Annotated in this window: 13 protein-coding genes; all 13 read right to left on the bottom strand. The window is 44.9% G+C overall.

The window, feature by feature from the left end:
• Positions 1-89: 89 nt before the first annotated feature.
• The 13 genes from AC1VYS_RS05100 to AC1VYS_RS05040 all read right to left on the bottom strand — a co-directional run bounded on the left by AC1VYS_RS05100 (position 90) and on the right by AC1VYS_RS05040 (position 17356).
• A complete protein-coding gene (locus tag AC1VYS_RS05100; protein ID WP_482913283.1) occupies positions 90-374 on the bottom strand; it encodes a DUF4183 domain-containing protein in 285 nt (94 codons plus the stop codon).
• 82 nt (positions 375-456) lie between these two features.
• Complete coding sequence (locus AC1VYS_RS05095) at positions 457-1266, bottom strand: DUF4183 domain-containing protein (protein ID WP_482934480.1); 810 nt, start codon at positions 1264-1266, stop codon at positions 457-459.
• A 418-nt stretch (positions 1267-1684) separates the two neighbouring features.
• A complete protein-coding gene (locus tag AC1VYS_RS05090) occupies positions 1685-2170 on the bottom strand; it encodes a hypothetical protein (protein ID WP_482914913.1) in 486 nt (161 codons plus the stop codon).
• Between the two features lie 114 nt (positions 2171-2284).
• A complete protein-coding gene (locus AC1VYS_RS05085; RefSeq protein ID WP_482913281.1) occupies positions 2285-2761 on the bottom strand; it encodes a hypothetical protein in 477 nt (158 codons plus the stop codon).
• An 18-nt stretch (positions 2762-2779) separates the two neighbouring features.
• Positions 2780-3265, bottom strand: a complete 486-nt coding sequence (locus AC1VYS_RS05080) for a hypothetical protein (protein ID WP_482913280.1) — start codon at positions 3263-3265, stop codon at positions 2780-2782.
• Positions 3262-4482 (bottom strand): WXG100 family type VII secretion target, encoded by a 1221-nt coding sequence (locus AC1VYS_RS05075; RefSeq protein WP_482913279.1) that lies wholly within the window; start codon positions 4480-4482, stop codon positions 3262-3264. Before AC1VYS_RS05075 ends, AC1VYS_RS05080 begins: the two co-directional genes overlap by 4 nt.
• Positions 4483-4688: 206 nt before the next feature.
• Entirely contained in the window at positions 4689-6125 is a 1437-nt protein-coding gene (locus AC1VYS_RS05070) for a DUF2207 domain-containing protein (RefSeq protein WP_482913278.1), read from the bottom strand.
• Between the two features lie 166 nt (positions 6126-6291).
• Positions 6292-6795, bottom strand: a complete 504-nt coding sequence (locus AC1VYS_RS05065; RefSeq protein WP_482913277.1) for a DUF4362 domain-containing protein — start codon at positions 6793-6795, stop codon at positions 6292-6294.
• Positions 6796-7013: 218 nt separating this feature from the next.
• Positions 7014-11099 (bottom strand): glycoside hydrolase family 2 TIM barrel-domain containing protein, encoded by a 4086-nt coding sequence (locus AC1VYS_RS05060; protein ID WP_482913276.1) that lies wholly within the window; start codon positions 11097-11099, stop codon positions 7014-7016.
• Between the two features lie 777 nt (positions 11100-11876).
• Complete coding sequence (locus AC1VYS_RS05055) at positions 11877-12884, bottom strand: restriction endonuclease (RefSeq protein ID WP_482913275.1); 1008 nt, start codon at positions 12882-12884, stop codon at positions 11877-11879.
• A gap of 185 nt (positions 12885-13069) precedes the next feature.
• A complete protein-coding gene (locus AC1VYS_RS05050; protein WP_482913274.1) occupies positions 13070-15211 on the bottom strand; it encodes an IucA/IucC family protein in 2142 nt (713 codons plus the stop codon).
• Complete coding sequence (locus tag AC1VYS_RS05045) at positions 15171-16589, bottom strand: type III PLP-dependent enzyme (RefSeq protein WP_482913273.1); 1419 nt, start codon at positions 16587-16589, stop codon at positions 15171-15173. Before AC1VYS_RS05045 ends, AC1VYS_RS05050 begins: the two co-directional genes overlap by 41 nt.
• The gene (locus tag AC1VYS_RS05040) at positions 16586-17356 is read right to left on the bottom strand and encodes an HpcH/HpaI aldolase family protein (RefSeq protein ID WP_482934479.1); all 771 of its coding nucleotides are present in this window, start codon (positions 17354-17356) and stop codon (positions 16586-16588) included. The genes AC1VYS_RS05045 and AC1VYS_RS05040 overlap by 4 nt, the downstream gene beginning before the upstream one ends.
• Between the last annotated feature and the right edge of the window lies 1 nt (position 17357).

The following is a 17357-nucleotide window of genomic DNA, read 5'->3' as shown; positions in this document are numbered from 1 at the left end:
TTGCAAGTTGAATTAGTACAGTATAAAAAAACGGCTTCTATCAAAGATAGAAGCCGCATAACGCTTTGTTAAATCACTTCAAGCAATCCTTATGACACTACAAATTGTACGACAATTGGAGTGCCATCATTCAATACATCTCCACCGGGGATGGTAATTGTAGTGGCGGTAACCGAGGATGTGTCTGCTGTTTGCATAAGGCCATTAATGTAGAGATTGTAGTAATTGAATGAGCCTGGAAAAGCTGTTGCGGCTGTACCTGCATCGTCCGTAAAAGCTGTCGCAGCAATTGCAAACGTTGCTCCGGTTCCTGTGCCATCCCCTATAGTCGCAGCGAATCTTAAACTGTTCTGAAATGGTGTAACAAGTGGCATGTTTCTCACCTCCTACCTGACATAGTATATGTAGTAGATTTGAGAGTAGTGAAGGCAGAGAGATGAGATGATATAACCATTTTCAATTATTTAAGATTACCGCTGTTAATTGAACGATCTCAATGATAACTGGTGTTTCAGCAAACAGGACACCGCTTTGAGATGGAATAAATAAACCATCTGTAGTTAACACATACGAATTGCCAGGTTGTATGATCCCATTAATATAAAGATTGTAGTAACTCGTCAGGCCGATCCCTACAAATTGAGATATACTTCCCCCCTCATCATTAACAAATTCACCAGCAGAAACCGTAACCGAGTTCGATAAATCCAAATCAGTATCAGGGAAATAAAAGTAGCGATCTGATGTAGGAATGATCTGAATTCCAGGGATACTGCCCGGCGGTCCTTGCTCACCTTGGGGACCCGTTGGCCCCTGCACTCCGGAAGGTCCCTGCTCACCAGTTACACCCTGGGGACCAACCGGACCTTCGGCTCCCGGACTTCCCGGCTCGCCTTGTTCACCACGAGGGCCAGCAGGTCCCTGCACTCCGGGAGGTCCTTGTTCACCAGCTACACCCTGAGGGCCAACCGACCCTTGAATTCCCGGACTGCCCTGTTCCCCTTGTTCACCGCGTTCGCCGCGAGAACCAGCGACACCTTGTACTCCTGAACTGCCTGCTTCACCCTGCTCACCCCGAGGGCCTGCCAAGCCTTGGGAACCTTGTTGTGCGATCAGTCCCTGTGCTGTAGGCAGATCGACTGTTTTTATTTCCTCCATTTTAGCCGGGACAGTATCCAAAGTGGGCTCAGGACAGGCCAGAGGAACGTTGCCTCTTCCAAGGAATGCACTATTTCTGTGTCTGCGGGATACTTTCTTTTGTCTCACGCGTTGCTTGCAAGCACATCTTTTTCTCCCCACAGCTTTACGTATCACATACCGTTTCTTACGTTTTCTCGGAATATTGTTACAGCGTTTCGTTGAAGAATGTCTCTTTCTTACTGAGTGAAGAGTCGTTTTCACCTTGTTCGTATGCTTCAAAGTCGCCACACTCCTTAGGCCAGTAAACACAGTATATATGCCCTATACTATGTCTTCTGCACATGCGGAGAGTGTGCGAATAACTATGACCACCGCCCAATAAAAAAGAACTACAGCTTCTGCTATAGTCCTCTCTCTTACCTGTTTCACTTCAGCAGTCTGGATATCTCCCACCAGCAATCTCTCTCCAGTTCACATCTATACACTTATTTAGTTTAAGTGAATATTCCATAGGCTTATCCCGCTACTTTTTATGTAGTAGAAGTTATTCACTGATATTATAAGGCTCAGTTGTTGAAAACGTATCATACCAGTTGTTTAATGGTATATACTTCACATTTTGTATTTCTAATTCTTGTGGCCTAAGGACGAAAAATCCTCCTTTTTCCAATATTCTGATTAATGGCTCATATACATGTAAATAAACAATGTATTCCGGTTTTTTTTCAACAAATATTGATAATTGTATATAGAATTCAAATATTTTTTTTAAATACTGATAATCATCGACAAATTCCAGAACTTCTGGATTGCAGTACATAGCAATCGGAAATTCATTCTCAGTATCACCTAGTAATTTGGCTATATTAGTAAACATCGGTGGTTGGGGTCTAAGACCCTCATTTTTATAAAATAAAGCCAGCCTTCTTAGAAATTCATACCCTAAATCTGCATCTTCATTTGACACAATAGTACCAACTTTTCTCCAGTTAATTTCGTTTATTCTACATACCGTATCATCTAGGTACATGTTTCTCACCTCTAAGATTGCCCAATCTATTCACATCCCACCATGCCTCAAATAACATTTCAACAGAGAATTACTTTCTCTTAATGCATTAATAAATCATTCAAGTAAGTTCTCTTACAAATCTATGGGATTCTTATAGCACCATTCATTGTCCAATGGCTTATTTTTTATTTTTTCTAAATCCTTTATTGTATAAAACCAATTATCTTCAATCCATACTTTTGCAGAAGGATATATTTTTAGAATTCCATAAAGTATCTTAAATAATAAATCTTCATTCTCATAGAAATCTTCAGATACTAATGCCTTAAAATATTGGCTTTTGGAATCATCCCAATCAAAGTCTACGGTTTGAAATTTATAAGGCTCATCATACAAATTCCAAGGTATTTGCCTTGAATAACTGTCTTCAAACGGAATGTCACTAATATATATTGAGCAAAACTTTAATTTCCCAGTTTCATCATACTTGTCATAATTGTTAGCAAAGTAGAGCCTGTAATTAATAGATATTTCTCTAATAATTTTTAATATATCGCTTGCCGAGATACTTTCTCCTTGCCTAAATAATACAAAAGTTGAAATTCCCATTATTTCAGCCCTCTTAACTCAAATAACTTTTTCACTACACCACTTAGGATTATAAGGTCCCTGACTTAGTCTTAAGATATCATCAGCCGTGTAGTACCACTCAGCATCATCAAACCACAAGTAATCTTCTGGATTATCTTTAAAATACTCCACTACAAACTTGTAAATAAATTCATACTCATGATTGATATTCACAATATCCATCGCCCAAAAATAATCCGTTGATTGGGTGAGCCACGTGAAACTATCATATGAATTTTCAACAACTTTGTTTACGTTAAACGTAAAGTACCTAATTGTATCTTCATTTTCAGAACTTAATAGAGTCTCTTCATCTACTTCAGATAAGGTGCCTTCTGCAGATTGAAAGTTCTGATCTGTATCAAGTTCAACTGTAATGTGAAAATAGTACATATTCGCTCTCCGCGCTGCCTTCTTGAAGTTCTCAAGGGTCTGCTCTGGAGAATAATTTGATATTTTTTTTAGAACTATTACTGAACTCATTTACTTATAACCTCCTTCAGTTCATCTATTGAGCTAATTAATTTTATATTCTGCTCTTTTAATTTCTCAACTAAGTCAGACTGGGTTTTGTTTTTCACAGTTACATCTTCGATGTAATAAATAACTTCTCGATTATTATAATTAAAATAATTTTTATTAGATGGATTGATCAACTTATCAAGTTGTTTTTCGTCTAAAGCACTCAAAGACTTTTTGACCTCAATAATATGTGAATCTGTCAAAATATCAATATCGCCTGCTTTCATCTTATTTTGCAGTTTTAATTCTATACCTGTACCTTGTAATCTACCTGTCTCTTTTATCGCTTTTGCGACTTGCCCTTCTAAAACATCGCCAGTTTTCGAGCTTTTTAAATTCTTCTCAATAATCGCATCTAAATCTTTTGGGCCTTGATTCGTCCAGGATATTTCATTCCCATATGAATTTGTATATATGGTTTTAGTACCTTCCATTCTTATTTTCCCGTTATGACTCGGGCCACTCCCCTTCTCCTGCTCCTTCTTACCTCCCCCACCTCCACCCGATTCATGACGTTCCTTCGGGTGTAAGGCTCTGCCGAAGATCAAATAAGAGAGGGCTTGGCCGACCATCGCACCTTTAACATAACCCGATTCGTCCTCGTCGAGTTGCTTTTTCTTTTCATCCACAAACTGCTCGATGTCAGACCTTGCTGTTCCGCTACCCCAAGCCGCATCCCATGCAAAGGCGAGTCCACGTCCAGCGTCAACTACCTTACCTAGAGTCATTGCATAAGCCAAACTGCCTAATGTGCTTAACGGATTATAGATGAGTGCTTCGGCTGTCTCGCCCAGACCTGTAACGGTGTCACCAATGGCTTTGTCCACTGCTCCAGTGAAAAAACTTGGTTTCAACTCATTGGGGATGTACAGAGCTACCTCACCTGTGCCGTCTGTTGTCCTGAAATTATTTGCAATGAAGGTAAACTCCTTCTGAATATTATCCAGCATGCCGAGTGTTGACGGGAAAACATGCTTGACCTCCATGAAATCCCAGAAGAATCGTTCTTGTGTAACCCCCGACCATTCGGATTGTAACATATTAAGAGATTTATCCAGTTCACGAACCATTCGGTCCAAATCCAATTTACATTGCTGAACATAACGTGCCTTGGCATCCAATTCATCGGGGTGTACCTGAATCCGCAACATGCCGTTTTCACCACCAAACCTGTTCATAGTCTTTACACCTAAATTTTAACAAATGTAAATTGTCTTTGGAATTGAACAGAAGAATCATTTTCTTCCTCAAAGATTCAGTAATTAGGTAACTACTCTACACAGCCAAGCTTGCACATATACGTATATCCTATCTAATTTGATGTATTATTCCGTCTCCTCCACGTGAAGATCAGGCCCCAAGCAGAGGGATCAATCCATGATAATTAATCTCCACCCCCGCCGGAATCCCCGCTGTCTGATCCGTGATGATGACCACTCCCGCTATAGCTATCCGTATCGACCGAAGTGTGACCGCTGCTTCCACCCGAATCAGGAAATATGGTGGCGAAGACATAATTGGTGCGATCAAAAGGAAACTCTGCCGCAAACATCGGCCTGAATATGCCTCGCAGATGCAAAGCTAGCACCAATAGAGGTGTATGTTTTAATGTTGTTGATCCAGGTACACTGTTATCTGATGCAGGTTCACGATCCGCAAGGCGTCTGAGCTCTGGATCATGGTGTTGCTGTAACACAGACCAATCTGTTTTGCGTGCACATCGTGATCCAATGCCTAGCACCAGAGCGGTCTGAATGATCTGTTCCAACACTTCTGGCGACTCACTCAAGCGCTCGACTGGAATGCCTTTTCTGTATCGTTTACGCCAGTGACGCACAGAGGCCTCCCAATCTCTCGCAGACGGAGCAACTACTCTAGCAGGTAAGAACAGACGAACCAAAATGGACAGAACAATCATACTGTATAACCATGATGTAAACGCTGAATTGCCGTCGATCGCCAAGGTGAGGCTGATTATTAATCCTACGCAAGCCGCTTGATAGAGCAAACGCACATGAATTTTCCGAATAACCAAGGCCCAGATCACCACTTTAACTGCAAGACCTATAACACCTGGCACAGACACACGCTCTACAAAGCATACGATACTTGTCAGAAGCAGCAGCATAGGAAACATGACATAGACAAGCAATCGCAAAAGCATCGGCGTTCGAATCAACTGTCCCCAGTCTCTTGTCTCTACGACTTGTTCCTTCCACGTTTGAACGCCTTCGCTGAGCGCCTTTTCTTTAAGCTGGTAGTACTTCATGGCTTCTCTCCGCTTAGTTTCCCCTTCGCTTGGTCCAGCCAAAGCATCGAGCCTCAGCCGTTGTTTACCGAAACCATAAGTAGAGAACAACCATTGCAGCAGCCCCTCTTCATCCGGCAAAGCGTTAGCAACCGAGGAATCCACACTGTATTCCAGTGTTGTTTTGGATCTAAGTTGAGGATTGCTTTCCCCCGGATCATTCCGATATCGCCCTTTGGTTTTCACAATTCGCATCGACAATATGCCTTTACGAGTTAACTGGAACATGGTCGCCTGCGTGTCCTTCAACTTCAGCCTGCCCTTGCTCCGCAAATAGGCGAGAAACAATAGATCTGCTTGCTCCACCTCTTCGTCTGTGAACGGCCCCTTGCTCATGCGAGCCTTCACCCAGAGCAGCAACTGAACGATAACGATGCCCAGAAGCACCCACATGATCCCTTCCATAAGCTGCTTTAACCATGCCTCCTGCAAGATCGGGGCCAGCTGTCTCTGGACAAGAACCGAATGATAGAACTGAGATGAAGCTTGCCCGTCTGTTAGTACATATCTCATGTGATGACCCCTTTCATAGGAAAAAATAAAACTTCGATAATCTACCCTACTCTATATAAACCTGTTCATATCCCAAAAGAATCCCGCCAGAGCACCCTTTTTTCATCGCTGCGCCTTTCAGTGCTCATCCTTAAACATTCATCATTCATGCTTCATGTTTCATGTTTCATGTTTCATCATTCTTCTCTTCCTTCTCCATGCTAGGAAGGTAGAAATTATTTTGCTTCTCACAATCGGTAAGAACGTACACTGATTCTCCTCGCTCCATTTTGGTCAGTTCCAATCCCTTGCACGTATTCGTCATGACCTCTTCTCTGGAGCCATACTTATCTCTTGTGGCATCATAGGTGGATTGAAACAGCGTACCGTCATAGATAAGCTCATGGATGATGGGATCGCCTTCAATCGTATACATGGTGACCCGGACCTGATCCGGTTGATTCTTTTTCACATTTTGCATAAAAGATTCCCACTTATCTCGGTTCCGCATCTCTCCGTGCAGGAAGACAACATCTCCACTTTCTTCTGCTTGCTCCGCCTTATGCGGCTCAACTATGGCAGGAAAAAAGGTCCTTTCCTCTACTAGATCAACAGTCTGTTGTGGATCGGTAGAATTACAGCCTGTTGCGAGTACAGCTGCTAAACATAACATAAGTAAGTATTTCCCCATGGTAATCACCTCATATGTACAACGTGACCAGGACTGGATTAGTTACATTTTTCAGAAGACTTATGGAAGGTATTCCTCCTTCGGATCTCTTTTTCCAGCTCATCTATGCACAAAAAATCCCCCTCAAATCAACGGCTGTCTAGAACGACATCCGCGATTTGAAGAGGATTATACCTCTGCTCATCCTGTATTACTCTTGGTACGAGTACATCAACACGTCACTTCTCAAACCGGAACCAGCCAAAATCAAACTGACTACCGGGCAGAAAAATAAAAGTTACCTTTTGCTCGCCGTATACCGGCTCCAATTCAAATGTTCGTTCCTCGTACCCTTCAGACTGGGTGAACTCCACTAATTGGTTACTTTGTCCGTCCGCACCCGAAAAGCGAATATGAATCGTGTTTTTATCTATTGCTGAAGCGCCATAGATCACTAGTTTGGATGCACCATCACTCGTGAAGTCCATCTGCTCAAACTCCAGTGAAACGTTATTCCCAATGCCTTCCACGCGCCGATCTTGAACTGTGAACGTATCTCCGTACAGATGATCACAGGATGCTGCCGCATTCTGTTCAAAAGCCCTGCTTTGGCGCTCAAACGTGAAACCCTTAATATGAATCTTCTGTTTCAGCACAAAACAGATCGACGTAATTCCACTCAAGCGTTTGGATAAACGGTACGTCTCCTCCTGATATACATTCCATATCGATTCCTTGTCATATACAACATCGGCAACCATCACACTGCCCTCTTCATCCGGCATGCCTTCCCAGATCTGAATAAAGTACGTTTCACTCGACAGCGCAAAAATGGGAATGGTGATCGTATCCGAGCCATATGGGCCGAAGTCGATATTGCGGAAGCCCACATGAGTTTCGCTATCTCTGCTGGTAGCTACACCACGTTCATTACCGTTGCCCACATCACCTTTGGCATAGTCATACAGACCACCTGAGATAAATCCATACGGATCTTTGTAAGCTGTGCCCAAACCTTCTGCTTTGAACTCCAGTTGGGAGATGAGTTTGGTTTTGTCCGTACCATTCTTGCTGGTTGCACGCAGGCGGAAAGCGCCGTCGCCCATAGCTGATACTCTAACCACATGTGTTTTTCCGTCTACATTTATCCCCTGTGAACCTGGCACGTCACCCGTTCCAGAAGAGATTACTTCCACCTTGGCAATATTGGAGACGATGCCAGCATCATTAACGACAGACCATTGCAAATCCCGATATGAAGTATTCTCCGGATACTGTTTGGCTATAACGATCAGATCCGGGTTGGAGGGATTAAGCAGTTGTCCCGCTTCACTGATGATCTCAATTTTCCGCAAAGGAATCTCCTTAGCGTTGCCCGTCAGTACCGGAAGATCTTCATTTGTCATAAAGACAGGTTGATTTGGATTCGGGGCGTAAGCGGTATCAGTATGAATCTGCCCCCCTCGTTCTCTTTCTTTCCCTTTCCCATTCGCATCCATTGTTACGGACTCTCGCCCCTCATCCGCTACTGTAGATTCAAATGTCGCTGTCACTCCTTCTAACCACTCCGAAGACACCTCGATCTGGATCGTTCCTGCCTCATTCGTCGATCCAATAATCGCCATCAGCTTACCGCTGAACAACCTTCTACTTAGTCCTTTATACGGGTCATAATCTGTGCTGTCACCGTTATCCAGCCCAAGCAAGCGACCGGGTCCGGTCACCTTCACCTGCACACGGTTATTGGCATTGTGCACCGGATGACCTGCCTCATCTTCTACTGTAATTTCCACAAAAACAAGGTCTTTCCCGCCCGTCTGCAACTCCTGCCGATCCGCCTGGAGAAGAAGCTTCTTCGCATCGCTGAAAGAGCGCTGTACATCGGTAGCAATTACCGCACCATGCTCATCATAAGCAATGGCCTTCAGCTCACCCTCTTCAAATGGCACTTTCCACCAGCCGGACAACTGGGTTCCATGAGCATGGTCAATATCATACGTGCCGACTGTTTCGCCATTGAGCTGCAACTCAATTTTGGGCGCGTTGCTGCACACGCGAACATCAATGATCTGACCAGGGCTAAAATCCCAGTAAGGGAATATATGCACCATTGGACTTTTTTTATAATCCGTCCAAGCGGCTTGATAGATATAATAAGGATCTTTCGGGAACGTGGCTGTGTCCAGCTGTCCAAAATACGAATTCTTCGTATGATATGGCGTCGGTTCACCAATATAGTCAAATCCTGTCCAAAGGAATTGCCCCAAGGAATACGGATGATCTCGTTCAGCTATAATGCAATACTCCGGCGATTTTGCTCCCCAGCTAGTCGTACTGTTCCCAAGTGCTGAGCATTGCTCATCATCGTCATCCAGAACGGGCTGTTCATACGGAAAGTGATAGATGCCCCGGCTCTGCACAACCGAAGAGGTCTCGCTTCCATAGATGATCCAGTCCGGGTGTTCGGCATGATGCTGGTCATAATATTTTTCCGCGTAGTTGTATCCGGCCAGCTTCACGATATCTGCACATTTCTGAGCATTCTCCCAAGGCATGTAGTTCGAACCAATCGTCACACGTGCGTTTCCTTTCGGATCGAATTCCTGCACATACGCCATCAGCATACGTGTCACTTCCTGGCCGCGCTCATCCGCATGGGTATCATAGATTTCGTTCCCGATACTCCACATGATCAGACTAACGTGATTCCGATCCCGTCTCACCCAACTGCGTACATCTCTATACGACCACTCTGGGAAAAATCGTGCATAGTCATACGGCGTCTTCGCCCGTTCCCACATATCAAACGCTTCCGACACCACCAGCATGCCCATCTCATCGGCAAGTTCCATGAACTCTTTCGCCGGCATGTTATGCGCGGTTCGAATCGCGTTAACTCCCATCTTTTTCAGCAAAACAAACCTTCTTCTCAGCGCCGTCACGTTAAACGCAGATCCTAATGCACCGAGATCATGGTGTTCGCAGACACCGTTCATCTTCATTTTGACCCCGTTCAGATAAAAACCTTCGCTAGCATCCAGTCTGACCTGTTTGAACCCGATTCGCTGTTGAACAGACTCAATGACCTGCTCATGTTGATCATCCGAAATCAGGCGCAGCTCTGTTACGAGATCATATAAATGGGGTGTTTCCGGGCTCCAAAGATGAGGATGCAGAACGTTAAGCCGCTGGCTGTTTGAGTAACTATTTGCAGTTACTTTTGCGTGTGGATGTACGTGTGGATGTACATGTTTATGTGCAGTTAACTCCGGCAGCTCATCTGCATCTGTATCTGCATTGGCATTAGTACTTGTACTTGTACAAGTATCCGTGCCTGTATTGGTACTTAAATTGGTGCTTGTATTTATACCTGCATTGGTCTTGGTATTCAGGCTTGTATTATTCATATTTTGATAATCCATACCCATAGTGCCGTTCGCCACAATCTCCGCCTGAGAGGATGCAATGACCTCACCATTGTACAAAATCGTATGCACCAACTGTGTACGCTGATTCAGCTCCAGACACAGCTCCGTATCTACCTCAACTTGCCAACCATCCGGCTGTTGCTGCATCGAGACATAGATTCCATCGGTTTCGATGTGGTTGCGGCTCCTTGTTTTCAGCCACACATTCCGATAAATCCCCGCCCCAGAATACCATCTGCTGTTCGGACTCTGATGCACAACTTTGACCAAAATCTCATTGTCCCCATCCACCAGCGCATTTGTAATTTCGTGCTCAAAAGCAGAGTATCCATACTTCCACTCCCCAACGAAATGCCCATTCACATATACGGTCGAATCCATATACACTCCGTCAAAACACAAAAGCACCTGTTGCTCATCCCTTGTATATTCAAACGTCTTGCGATACCATCCAATACTGTTCTCATATAAATCCAATGTATTGTAGATCAGCCAATCATGAGGAAGCTCCACCGCCTCAAAGGAAAGCTCAGTAAAATCAATAAGTTCAGTAGCATTCGTAAGATCAGTAGTAGCGGTAAGGCCAGCAAAATTGGGTAGTTCGATAGGTTCGATAGGATTGGGCGTATCAGTAAAGTCAGTAGCACCACTAGTTTCAGTAAATTCGGTAGTGTCGGTAGTGTCGGTAGTGTCAGTAGCATCAGTAGCGTCTGTAGAATCAGCAGAACCAATAGAGCCAATAACATCAGTAGCATTAGGGTCAATACGACCCGTTCGCTCAGTAACATCCGCATTCTCAGTAAGTTCAGTACCTATATTAGGTTCCATCAGCTTTGTAACGCTTAAGTCACTTTTGGCAAATTGCCATCCATCATTAAAAAGTCTCTTCACATTCATGCCATTTCTCACTCTCTCCTATTTAAATAGTTATTACGTTTTAGTCAATTTCGTTCATCTTACGAAAACCTTTTCGTTACAATTTAGAAAGTATATCACATAATAGAATTATGCACTTATTATACTAATTCACTCGCATATTTCAACGTAAAATCCATTTAATCATTCAGACATTAAGTGAACGTTTTCATTAATGCAATAATTACTTTCCACATTAACCTACGGTCACTCCCATAACGAAACCAACATCAAAAAAGGCAACCCTTCAATCGGGTCACCTCTTACGAATACGCGTATAATACCAGTTGGCATGTTTTCTTTAGAGCAACATTCTTTCAAGCTTCCCCTACTCTAACTGCACTCTTTTCTAACGATCACCAGAGACGCTATTTAGGCAAAATCACACCGTTTTATTTTCTAACGATCACAGGGAAGCTTATTTTAATAGAACGAAGCGAAAACAAGTGATAACCCTCTGTTTTTGGCGAAATAAGGTTCCTGGTGATCGTTAGAATTTCAGAGAACCCCATTTCGCTCAAATAAGCTCATCTGAGATCGTTAGCGTGTTCAAGATATCGGAGGAACGCTTTACGCCCCACTTTTTCACCTAAATTCCAGTCTCTATTTTCAACCGACTTCCTAATCTCCAACCCTATTCAACGTTACACAAACTAAAAATCGACGTTTCGGTGCAATGAAGTAAATTGATACTGAGCTAGCTAGTGTCACATAAGGAGGCAGTTAAATCCAGTGAAGCTTTAATCTGCTCAATTCAATTTACAAAGGCCAATATATTTTCTTGAGTGGCATTAGAGACTGGGCTTCCGAATCAAATTTGTCATAATGCTGATTGATTAGCTCAACTAGCAAGTCCGCATCTACCAATGAAACTGGTATATTTGAACGTTCCGCTTCATATTTAGCCTCACGAGTAAAGCCGCCTATTGAGACATAAATTCCTTGATCACCAGGTCTCAGTCCTCCTATAAAGCTTCGAATTTCATTCGATCCCATTGCATTTTTACGATGTTTTACTTCAACCATGATTCTTGGCTGCTGTAGCCCCAGTCCATCCGGCGATGCGATGATATCCCGTCCACGGTCAGGCCCTTTTACCGATATTCGAGTTTTATATCCCATGCCCCTCAATACTCCCGCGACCAAACTTTGCATTTCCTCCCAATCCAAATGATTAAATTTATCTTTAATGAACTCATGTGCTCTCTCAATGACATCTGCCTTAATGGTATTCAACTCTGCCTGTTCTTCTTCAATCTCTTCTGGCAGCTGGTCAAGAGGCTCGTTATTTTTATGTTTTAAAAAATGTACAAGCTCCTTCACCGTTTCCGGTTGTAATGCAAATAATGTCATGATTGATCCTAAGGAGTTACGTGTATTCGCTGTCAGAACATCTCGACCAACCGAACCCGACCAGGTTACTTTTCTACAATGTGTCTTGTCTGAGATACGTCCTTCGTTATATTGATACTCTGAAATGATTTCACCAATTAAATACTCTCTCGTCTGCGGGTTATATGTAACAACTAAGTCTCCTACTTTCATTTCATGAGCAAATCGAAACAGTTGACCTGCTGTGATATTTACTTTACCGTCCTTATAATCGGGATACTCACTACGCAGCTTTCTTTTCACATCATCGATTTGTTTGACTTGTTCCAATGAACCTACTTCATTCCATCCAATCGCAATCGCTTGTTCCAATTTAAATTCATCAAAAAGATACGCATTCTCGCCTGCTCGAATAAACCAATTATTTTTGCTCATAGTTTCCCCCATCATTGTTTTCCATACTAGATTACAAATTTCGGCAAACGAATGCTGTTCCCCTGCTTCCTCATCTCAAAAAGCAACTCTATTATAAAATGTCCCTTTCACAGAGCACATCTTACATCTAGAGCTGCCTCTTAGTGGTTCCTTACTTCTATAGCACTCTTACTCCCCACCCCATCCTATGCCTTGTAAAAAGGGTTCCACCCTTGGCCTTTGCCCGATGGCATCGCGCCTGGCACACCGTCCGCCTCAAGTAGCGGACGCACAACTAACTTCACAGGCCACGCCTCGCTCTCGAAGATAACGCGCTCCAGCGTGGCCCGATCCGCCGGCGGAAGCTGCACTTGGTGCAGCGTTTCCCGCCAGGTCTGCTCCGTGATCTCCCAGAACTTCGTTTCCGGGATGGCGTACACTTCGCTCATCGCCTCCATGATCGCAGCCAGATTCACCTGCGTCCCAAGAGACTGCACATAAAATATCAACTTTTCGATCGTTTCATTGTACAAACTATTCGAATACCCAGGGCGAATATGATAACCCGGATCGGCAATTCCATGCTTGTCCAGATATGGCTGATGCAAACGCACAGAGTCATGATCCCGGAATAATAGTCCCTTCACCTGATTATGTTCTAATACCAGACAGCAGTTCTGACCATGGATCTCCGGTACAACCCCCACCTTGAACAGACGCATCACGACATCATAGAACGTAACTGCAATTCGATTATAGAACGCCAAAACATCTTCTGTACTTATATCCTTGCTCATTATTTCGCTCAACAAATGATGCCCGTCCAGATTTACGCCGAGTGCAGCCATCGGCACAATTTTGTAGGCATCATCCAGCAACTCGGCGGGATAGACACGAATCTGTGCTGCCAGATGCCGCGGGTGATCATCGAACAGTCCCATCGACTCCGGCATATATCCCCACCAGTTCTGCTCCTCACACATGTATACCTTGTCTTTCAATGTATGGTCACAAGACACCGCCTGCCTCAACATCTTCTCTCCCACGAGTCCATTGAGCAGCTTAACAACCGGAAGATAGCGAGCGGCACCGAGCGACAGCACACTAACAGGCAACTTGAGCATGAGTGCAGACTCAGCAGTTTGAGCCATCGACCGCAGGGATGACGTAGCGAATACATCTCCAATCTGCAGATCCAGCACCACAATGCTGCCTTCTACGATTTCTTTCGTAAACCGCGGCAAAATGATGTGCTCTAGCTGCCAAGGATGCACCGGCATAGGCAAAAATTGATCCATAGACAGGCCTCTGCGCTGGAACTCTGCCTGCACTTCCTCACGCTGTGCATCATATAACATATCGAGAATAGACAAGCCATTCTCACACCCCTGTTGCACTGCATCCCGCTTGATCGCCACCCAGCGCAACCGAATCGTTTTCCCGAACTCGGCTGCATATTCCGTGACATTTTCAGTACTGAATCCGATCTTTGCTTTGGAGGAAGGATGGAACGGACGATCCCGGAGTGCAGCAATGCGCTCACTTTTCACAAACCATTCATATGCAGACTTCGGCTCATAAGCAGACAACGTCTGAACCTGATTCCAGCCAAGTTCATACTGCTCTACAGCCAAGTCCAAACTTTCCAGAAAATCTGCTACACCCGGCTGCTTAATTTCATCTTCGGATAATGCCCGCTGTAATACCGCACGCCCCACGGCCGCCGGAGTATCCAGCATTGTCCAGCTCCCGTCCGAATGTTGCTGATAGATCGGTGATCCCTGAACCCACTGAATGCCTTGCCTTACCCCGTTTTCAACCAAACAAAGTATACCGTCGGTGTGCAACCCCAGCCTGAAAGGCAGCGCAACTGCGGACGTATCCCGAGCAGAGTAAACCTTACCAAAGTTGTTGTTATTGAAGTTGTTGTTATTGAAGTTGTTGTTATTGAAATTGTTGTTATTGAAATTATTGTTGCTGAAGTTATTGTTATTGTAATTATTGCCACTGACATTGCTCGAAATAAAGCTATTCTCACCGGAATGTTCATCAGTAGAGTTACTCTCACTGATATTATCCTGTGCAGAGTTATATACATTGGAATTATCCTTACTCTGGTTCCGACCATCGACAATATGACCGTGTATATGTTTCTTCGCACTCCCCTTTCCCCGCCCGGCCTCATACCCCTGATATAACTGTCGAAGCTGCGCAGGTGCAGTAGCAAAATCAACAAACGAATGACCTTGCAGTGGAAGTAACTGCTCAGCGAGCAGACTATTCATCAGATCGGACATCACCTGCTGTTCAGCAGTTTGCCGACTGGAACGTTGCATTAGCGTTGACATGTTCATCGCCCTCCGTCAAATAGTGGAATGCCGGGTGCGGATGCCCCAGGAAATCATGATGCGAGATCGTCCAGGCGTACGCCCCTGATTTTTCAAACACAATCAAATCGCCCACGCTTAACCGCGCAATCTCTGCACCGGAATGCATGCGATCCTTCGGCGTACATAATTCACCTACGATATGAACTCGTTCTTCTCGTACCTCTGGTCTTGCGAACCCTTGCTTCCAACGATCCGTATATACAATCTGAAAAGGATGATTATGCCCCCATGACGCAGGTAATCGATGATGATGTGTGCCTCCCCGCAAAATGGCAAACATTTCTCCGTGGGAACGTTTAATATCCGTTACCTCGGCTACATAATAACCGTGATCTGCCACTAACAAGCGGCCTGATTCAAAAAACAACGCTGCACCGCGCGAAGCAATACGCTTTCCGGCTTCACTTTGATGCAAAAGCGAAGTAAACAAAGACCAGTCAAAGCCCGGACTCCCGTCATACGTCACCCCAAAGCCACCGCCTGCATTGACTACGTCCACCTGCAAGTTATATTGCTGTTGCCAGCCCTCCACCTTTTGCAAATAAAGTTCGATCATCTCGGCATGCAGTCTCGCGTCCATATTGTTCGACAGAGAGTGGAAATGAAAACCGCATAACCGAACCGAATCCGCGCCTTCCACACGAATCAGCTCAATCGCTTCCTCCACCGTCTCCTCATCGATCCCAAACGGACTAGGGCCACCGCCCATCACAATTTTGGTTTGTGGCAAAGTGTTACTCCGCAAGTTGATACGGAGCAACACACGCACCTCAGAATTCTGTCGCTCTCTTGACTGCCCTTGCCCGTGCCCGGCTTGTATTTGTGCTAGTGCCTGTTCCTCTCGCTCATATCCTGTCTCTCGCCCTTGTCCTCTTACTATGTCTTGCTCTCTTCCTTGTCCTCGTTCTCTTCCTCGTACTCTTCCATCTTCACTTTCTTGCTCTCGCTCTTTGGCAATCGCAATGATACGGCGCAACTCCAGCAGACTCTCCACATGGATGTAACTCACGTTATGCTCTATTGCCAGCCTCAGCTCACTTTCCTTCTTGCCCGGTCCGCCGAACAGAATCGGAACTTCATGACTCACCGCACGCACTTTCATCAGCTCACCGATGGACGCCACCTCAAACCCCTTCACCAATGGAAGCAACGCTTCAATAATGCGAGGATCGGGGTTGGCTTTGATCGCATAAAACAACTGTGTATGTGCTGGCATCGTTTGCAGCATTGCCCGGACTTGCTCCTGAATGCCTGCGAGATCGTAGATGTATGCGCAGATCGGATCATGCGTGTCGCGTTGAATCCCTTCTAACATAAGCTGTACACTGGTTTTCACAATAATCCTCCTGCATTCCTGTAGTCATTCCGCTTTTGCGCGTAGGCTCGGAATGCCGTATTACGGTCATCTCCAAGCACATAGATGTGTACATTACGCTCACGCCAGACGGTCATGTCTTCAATTCCTCTTGTGACCGTCGCATAGGGTATGCCGGACTGCTGAGCGGTCGCATGCAATACGTTTAATGCCTCCCTCACATCCGGGTGATCCGTCTGCCAAGGCACACCCAGCGATTGCGATAAGTCCGCCGCACCTTCAAGTACAAAGCTCACCTGAGGATGAGATAAAATCTCTGGGCTTTGCCTTACCCCCTTCATGCTTTCGATCATCGGCACGATCATTACTTGTGCATTGGCTTCCGAGATGTATTCAGTCAGAGGGAATTTACCGAATACACCTGGTCGTCCGCTGTTCAAACTACGCATGCCTAACGGATGATAATATGCATGATGTGCGGCTTCCTTCACTTGCGAGAGCGTCTCCACATGGGGAATGACGATCCCCTGTGCTCCGCAGTCCAGCACCTTCAGAATCTCGGTTCGTTCGATCTTCGATATCCGTACGAGTGGTGTGAGGCCAGCCCCTTCGGCTGCTCGTATCAACTCTTCTACGGACCCCATTGATGTTGATGTATGCTCCAGATCAATGATGACAAAATCATAGTCTGCATGACCAATCATCTCGATGATGATCGGATGCGGAATGGAGACAAATAGGCCAAATACCTGCTGTTTGCGGGCAATTTTTTCCTTGAGTGTGTTCATC

It is taken from the genome of Paenibacillus sp. G34 (assembly GCF_056856875.1).
This window is presented reverse-complemented; position numbering and strand designations above follow the sequence as displayed.

Bases quoted from the DNA above. Each gene is read 5' to 3' on its own strand.
- AC1VYS_RS05100 (WP_482913283.1), bottom strand. From the start codon at position 374: ATGCCACTTGTTACACCATTTCAGAACAGTTTAAGATTCGCTGCGACT.
- AC1VYS_RS05090 (WP_482914913.1), bottom strand. From the start codon at position 2,170: ATGTACCTAGATGATACGGTATGTAGAATAAACGAAATTAACTGGAGA.
- AC1VYS_RS05085 (WP_482913281.1), bottom strand. From the start codon at position 2,761: ATGGGAATTTCAACTTTTGTATTATTTAGGCAAGGAGAAAGTATCTCG.
- AC1VYS_RS05080 (WP_482913280.1), bottom strand. From the start codon at position 3,265: ATGAGTTCAGTAATAGTTCTAAAAAAAATATCAAATTATTCTCCAGAG.
- AC1VYS_RS05075 (WP_482913279.1), bottom strand. From the start codon at position 4,482: ATGAACAGGTTTGGTGGTGAAAACGGCATGTTGCGGATTCAGGTACAC.
- AC1VYS_RS05070 (WP_482913278.1), bottom strand. From the start codon at position 6,125: ATGAGATATGTACTAACAGACGGGCAAGCTTCATCTCAGTTCTATCAT.
- AC1VYS_RS05065 (WP_482913277.1), bottom strand. From the start codon at position 6,795: ATGGGGAAATACTTACTTATGTTATGTTTAGCAGCTGTACTCGCAACA.
- AC1VYS_RS05060 (WP_482913276.1), bottom strand. From the start codon at position 11,099: ATGAATGTGAAGAGACTTTTTAATGATGGATGGCAATTTGCCAAAAGT.
- AC1VYS_RS05055 (WP_482913275.1), bottom strand. From the start codon at position 12,884: ATGAGCAAAAATAATTGGTTTATTCGAGCAGGCGAGAATGCGTATCTT.
- AC1VYS_RS05050 (WP_482913274.1), bottom strand. From the start codon at position 15,211: ATGTCAACGCTAATGCAACGTTCCAGTCGGCAAACTGCTGAACAGCAG.
- AC1VYS_RS05040 (WP_482934479.1), bottom strand. From the start codon at position 17,356: ATGAACACACTCAAGGAAAAAATTGCCCGCAAACAGCAGGTATTTGGC.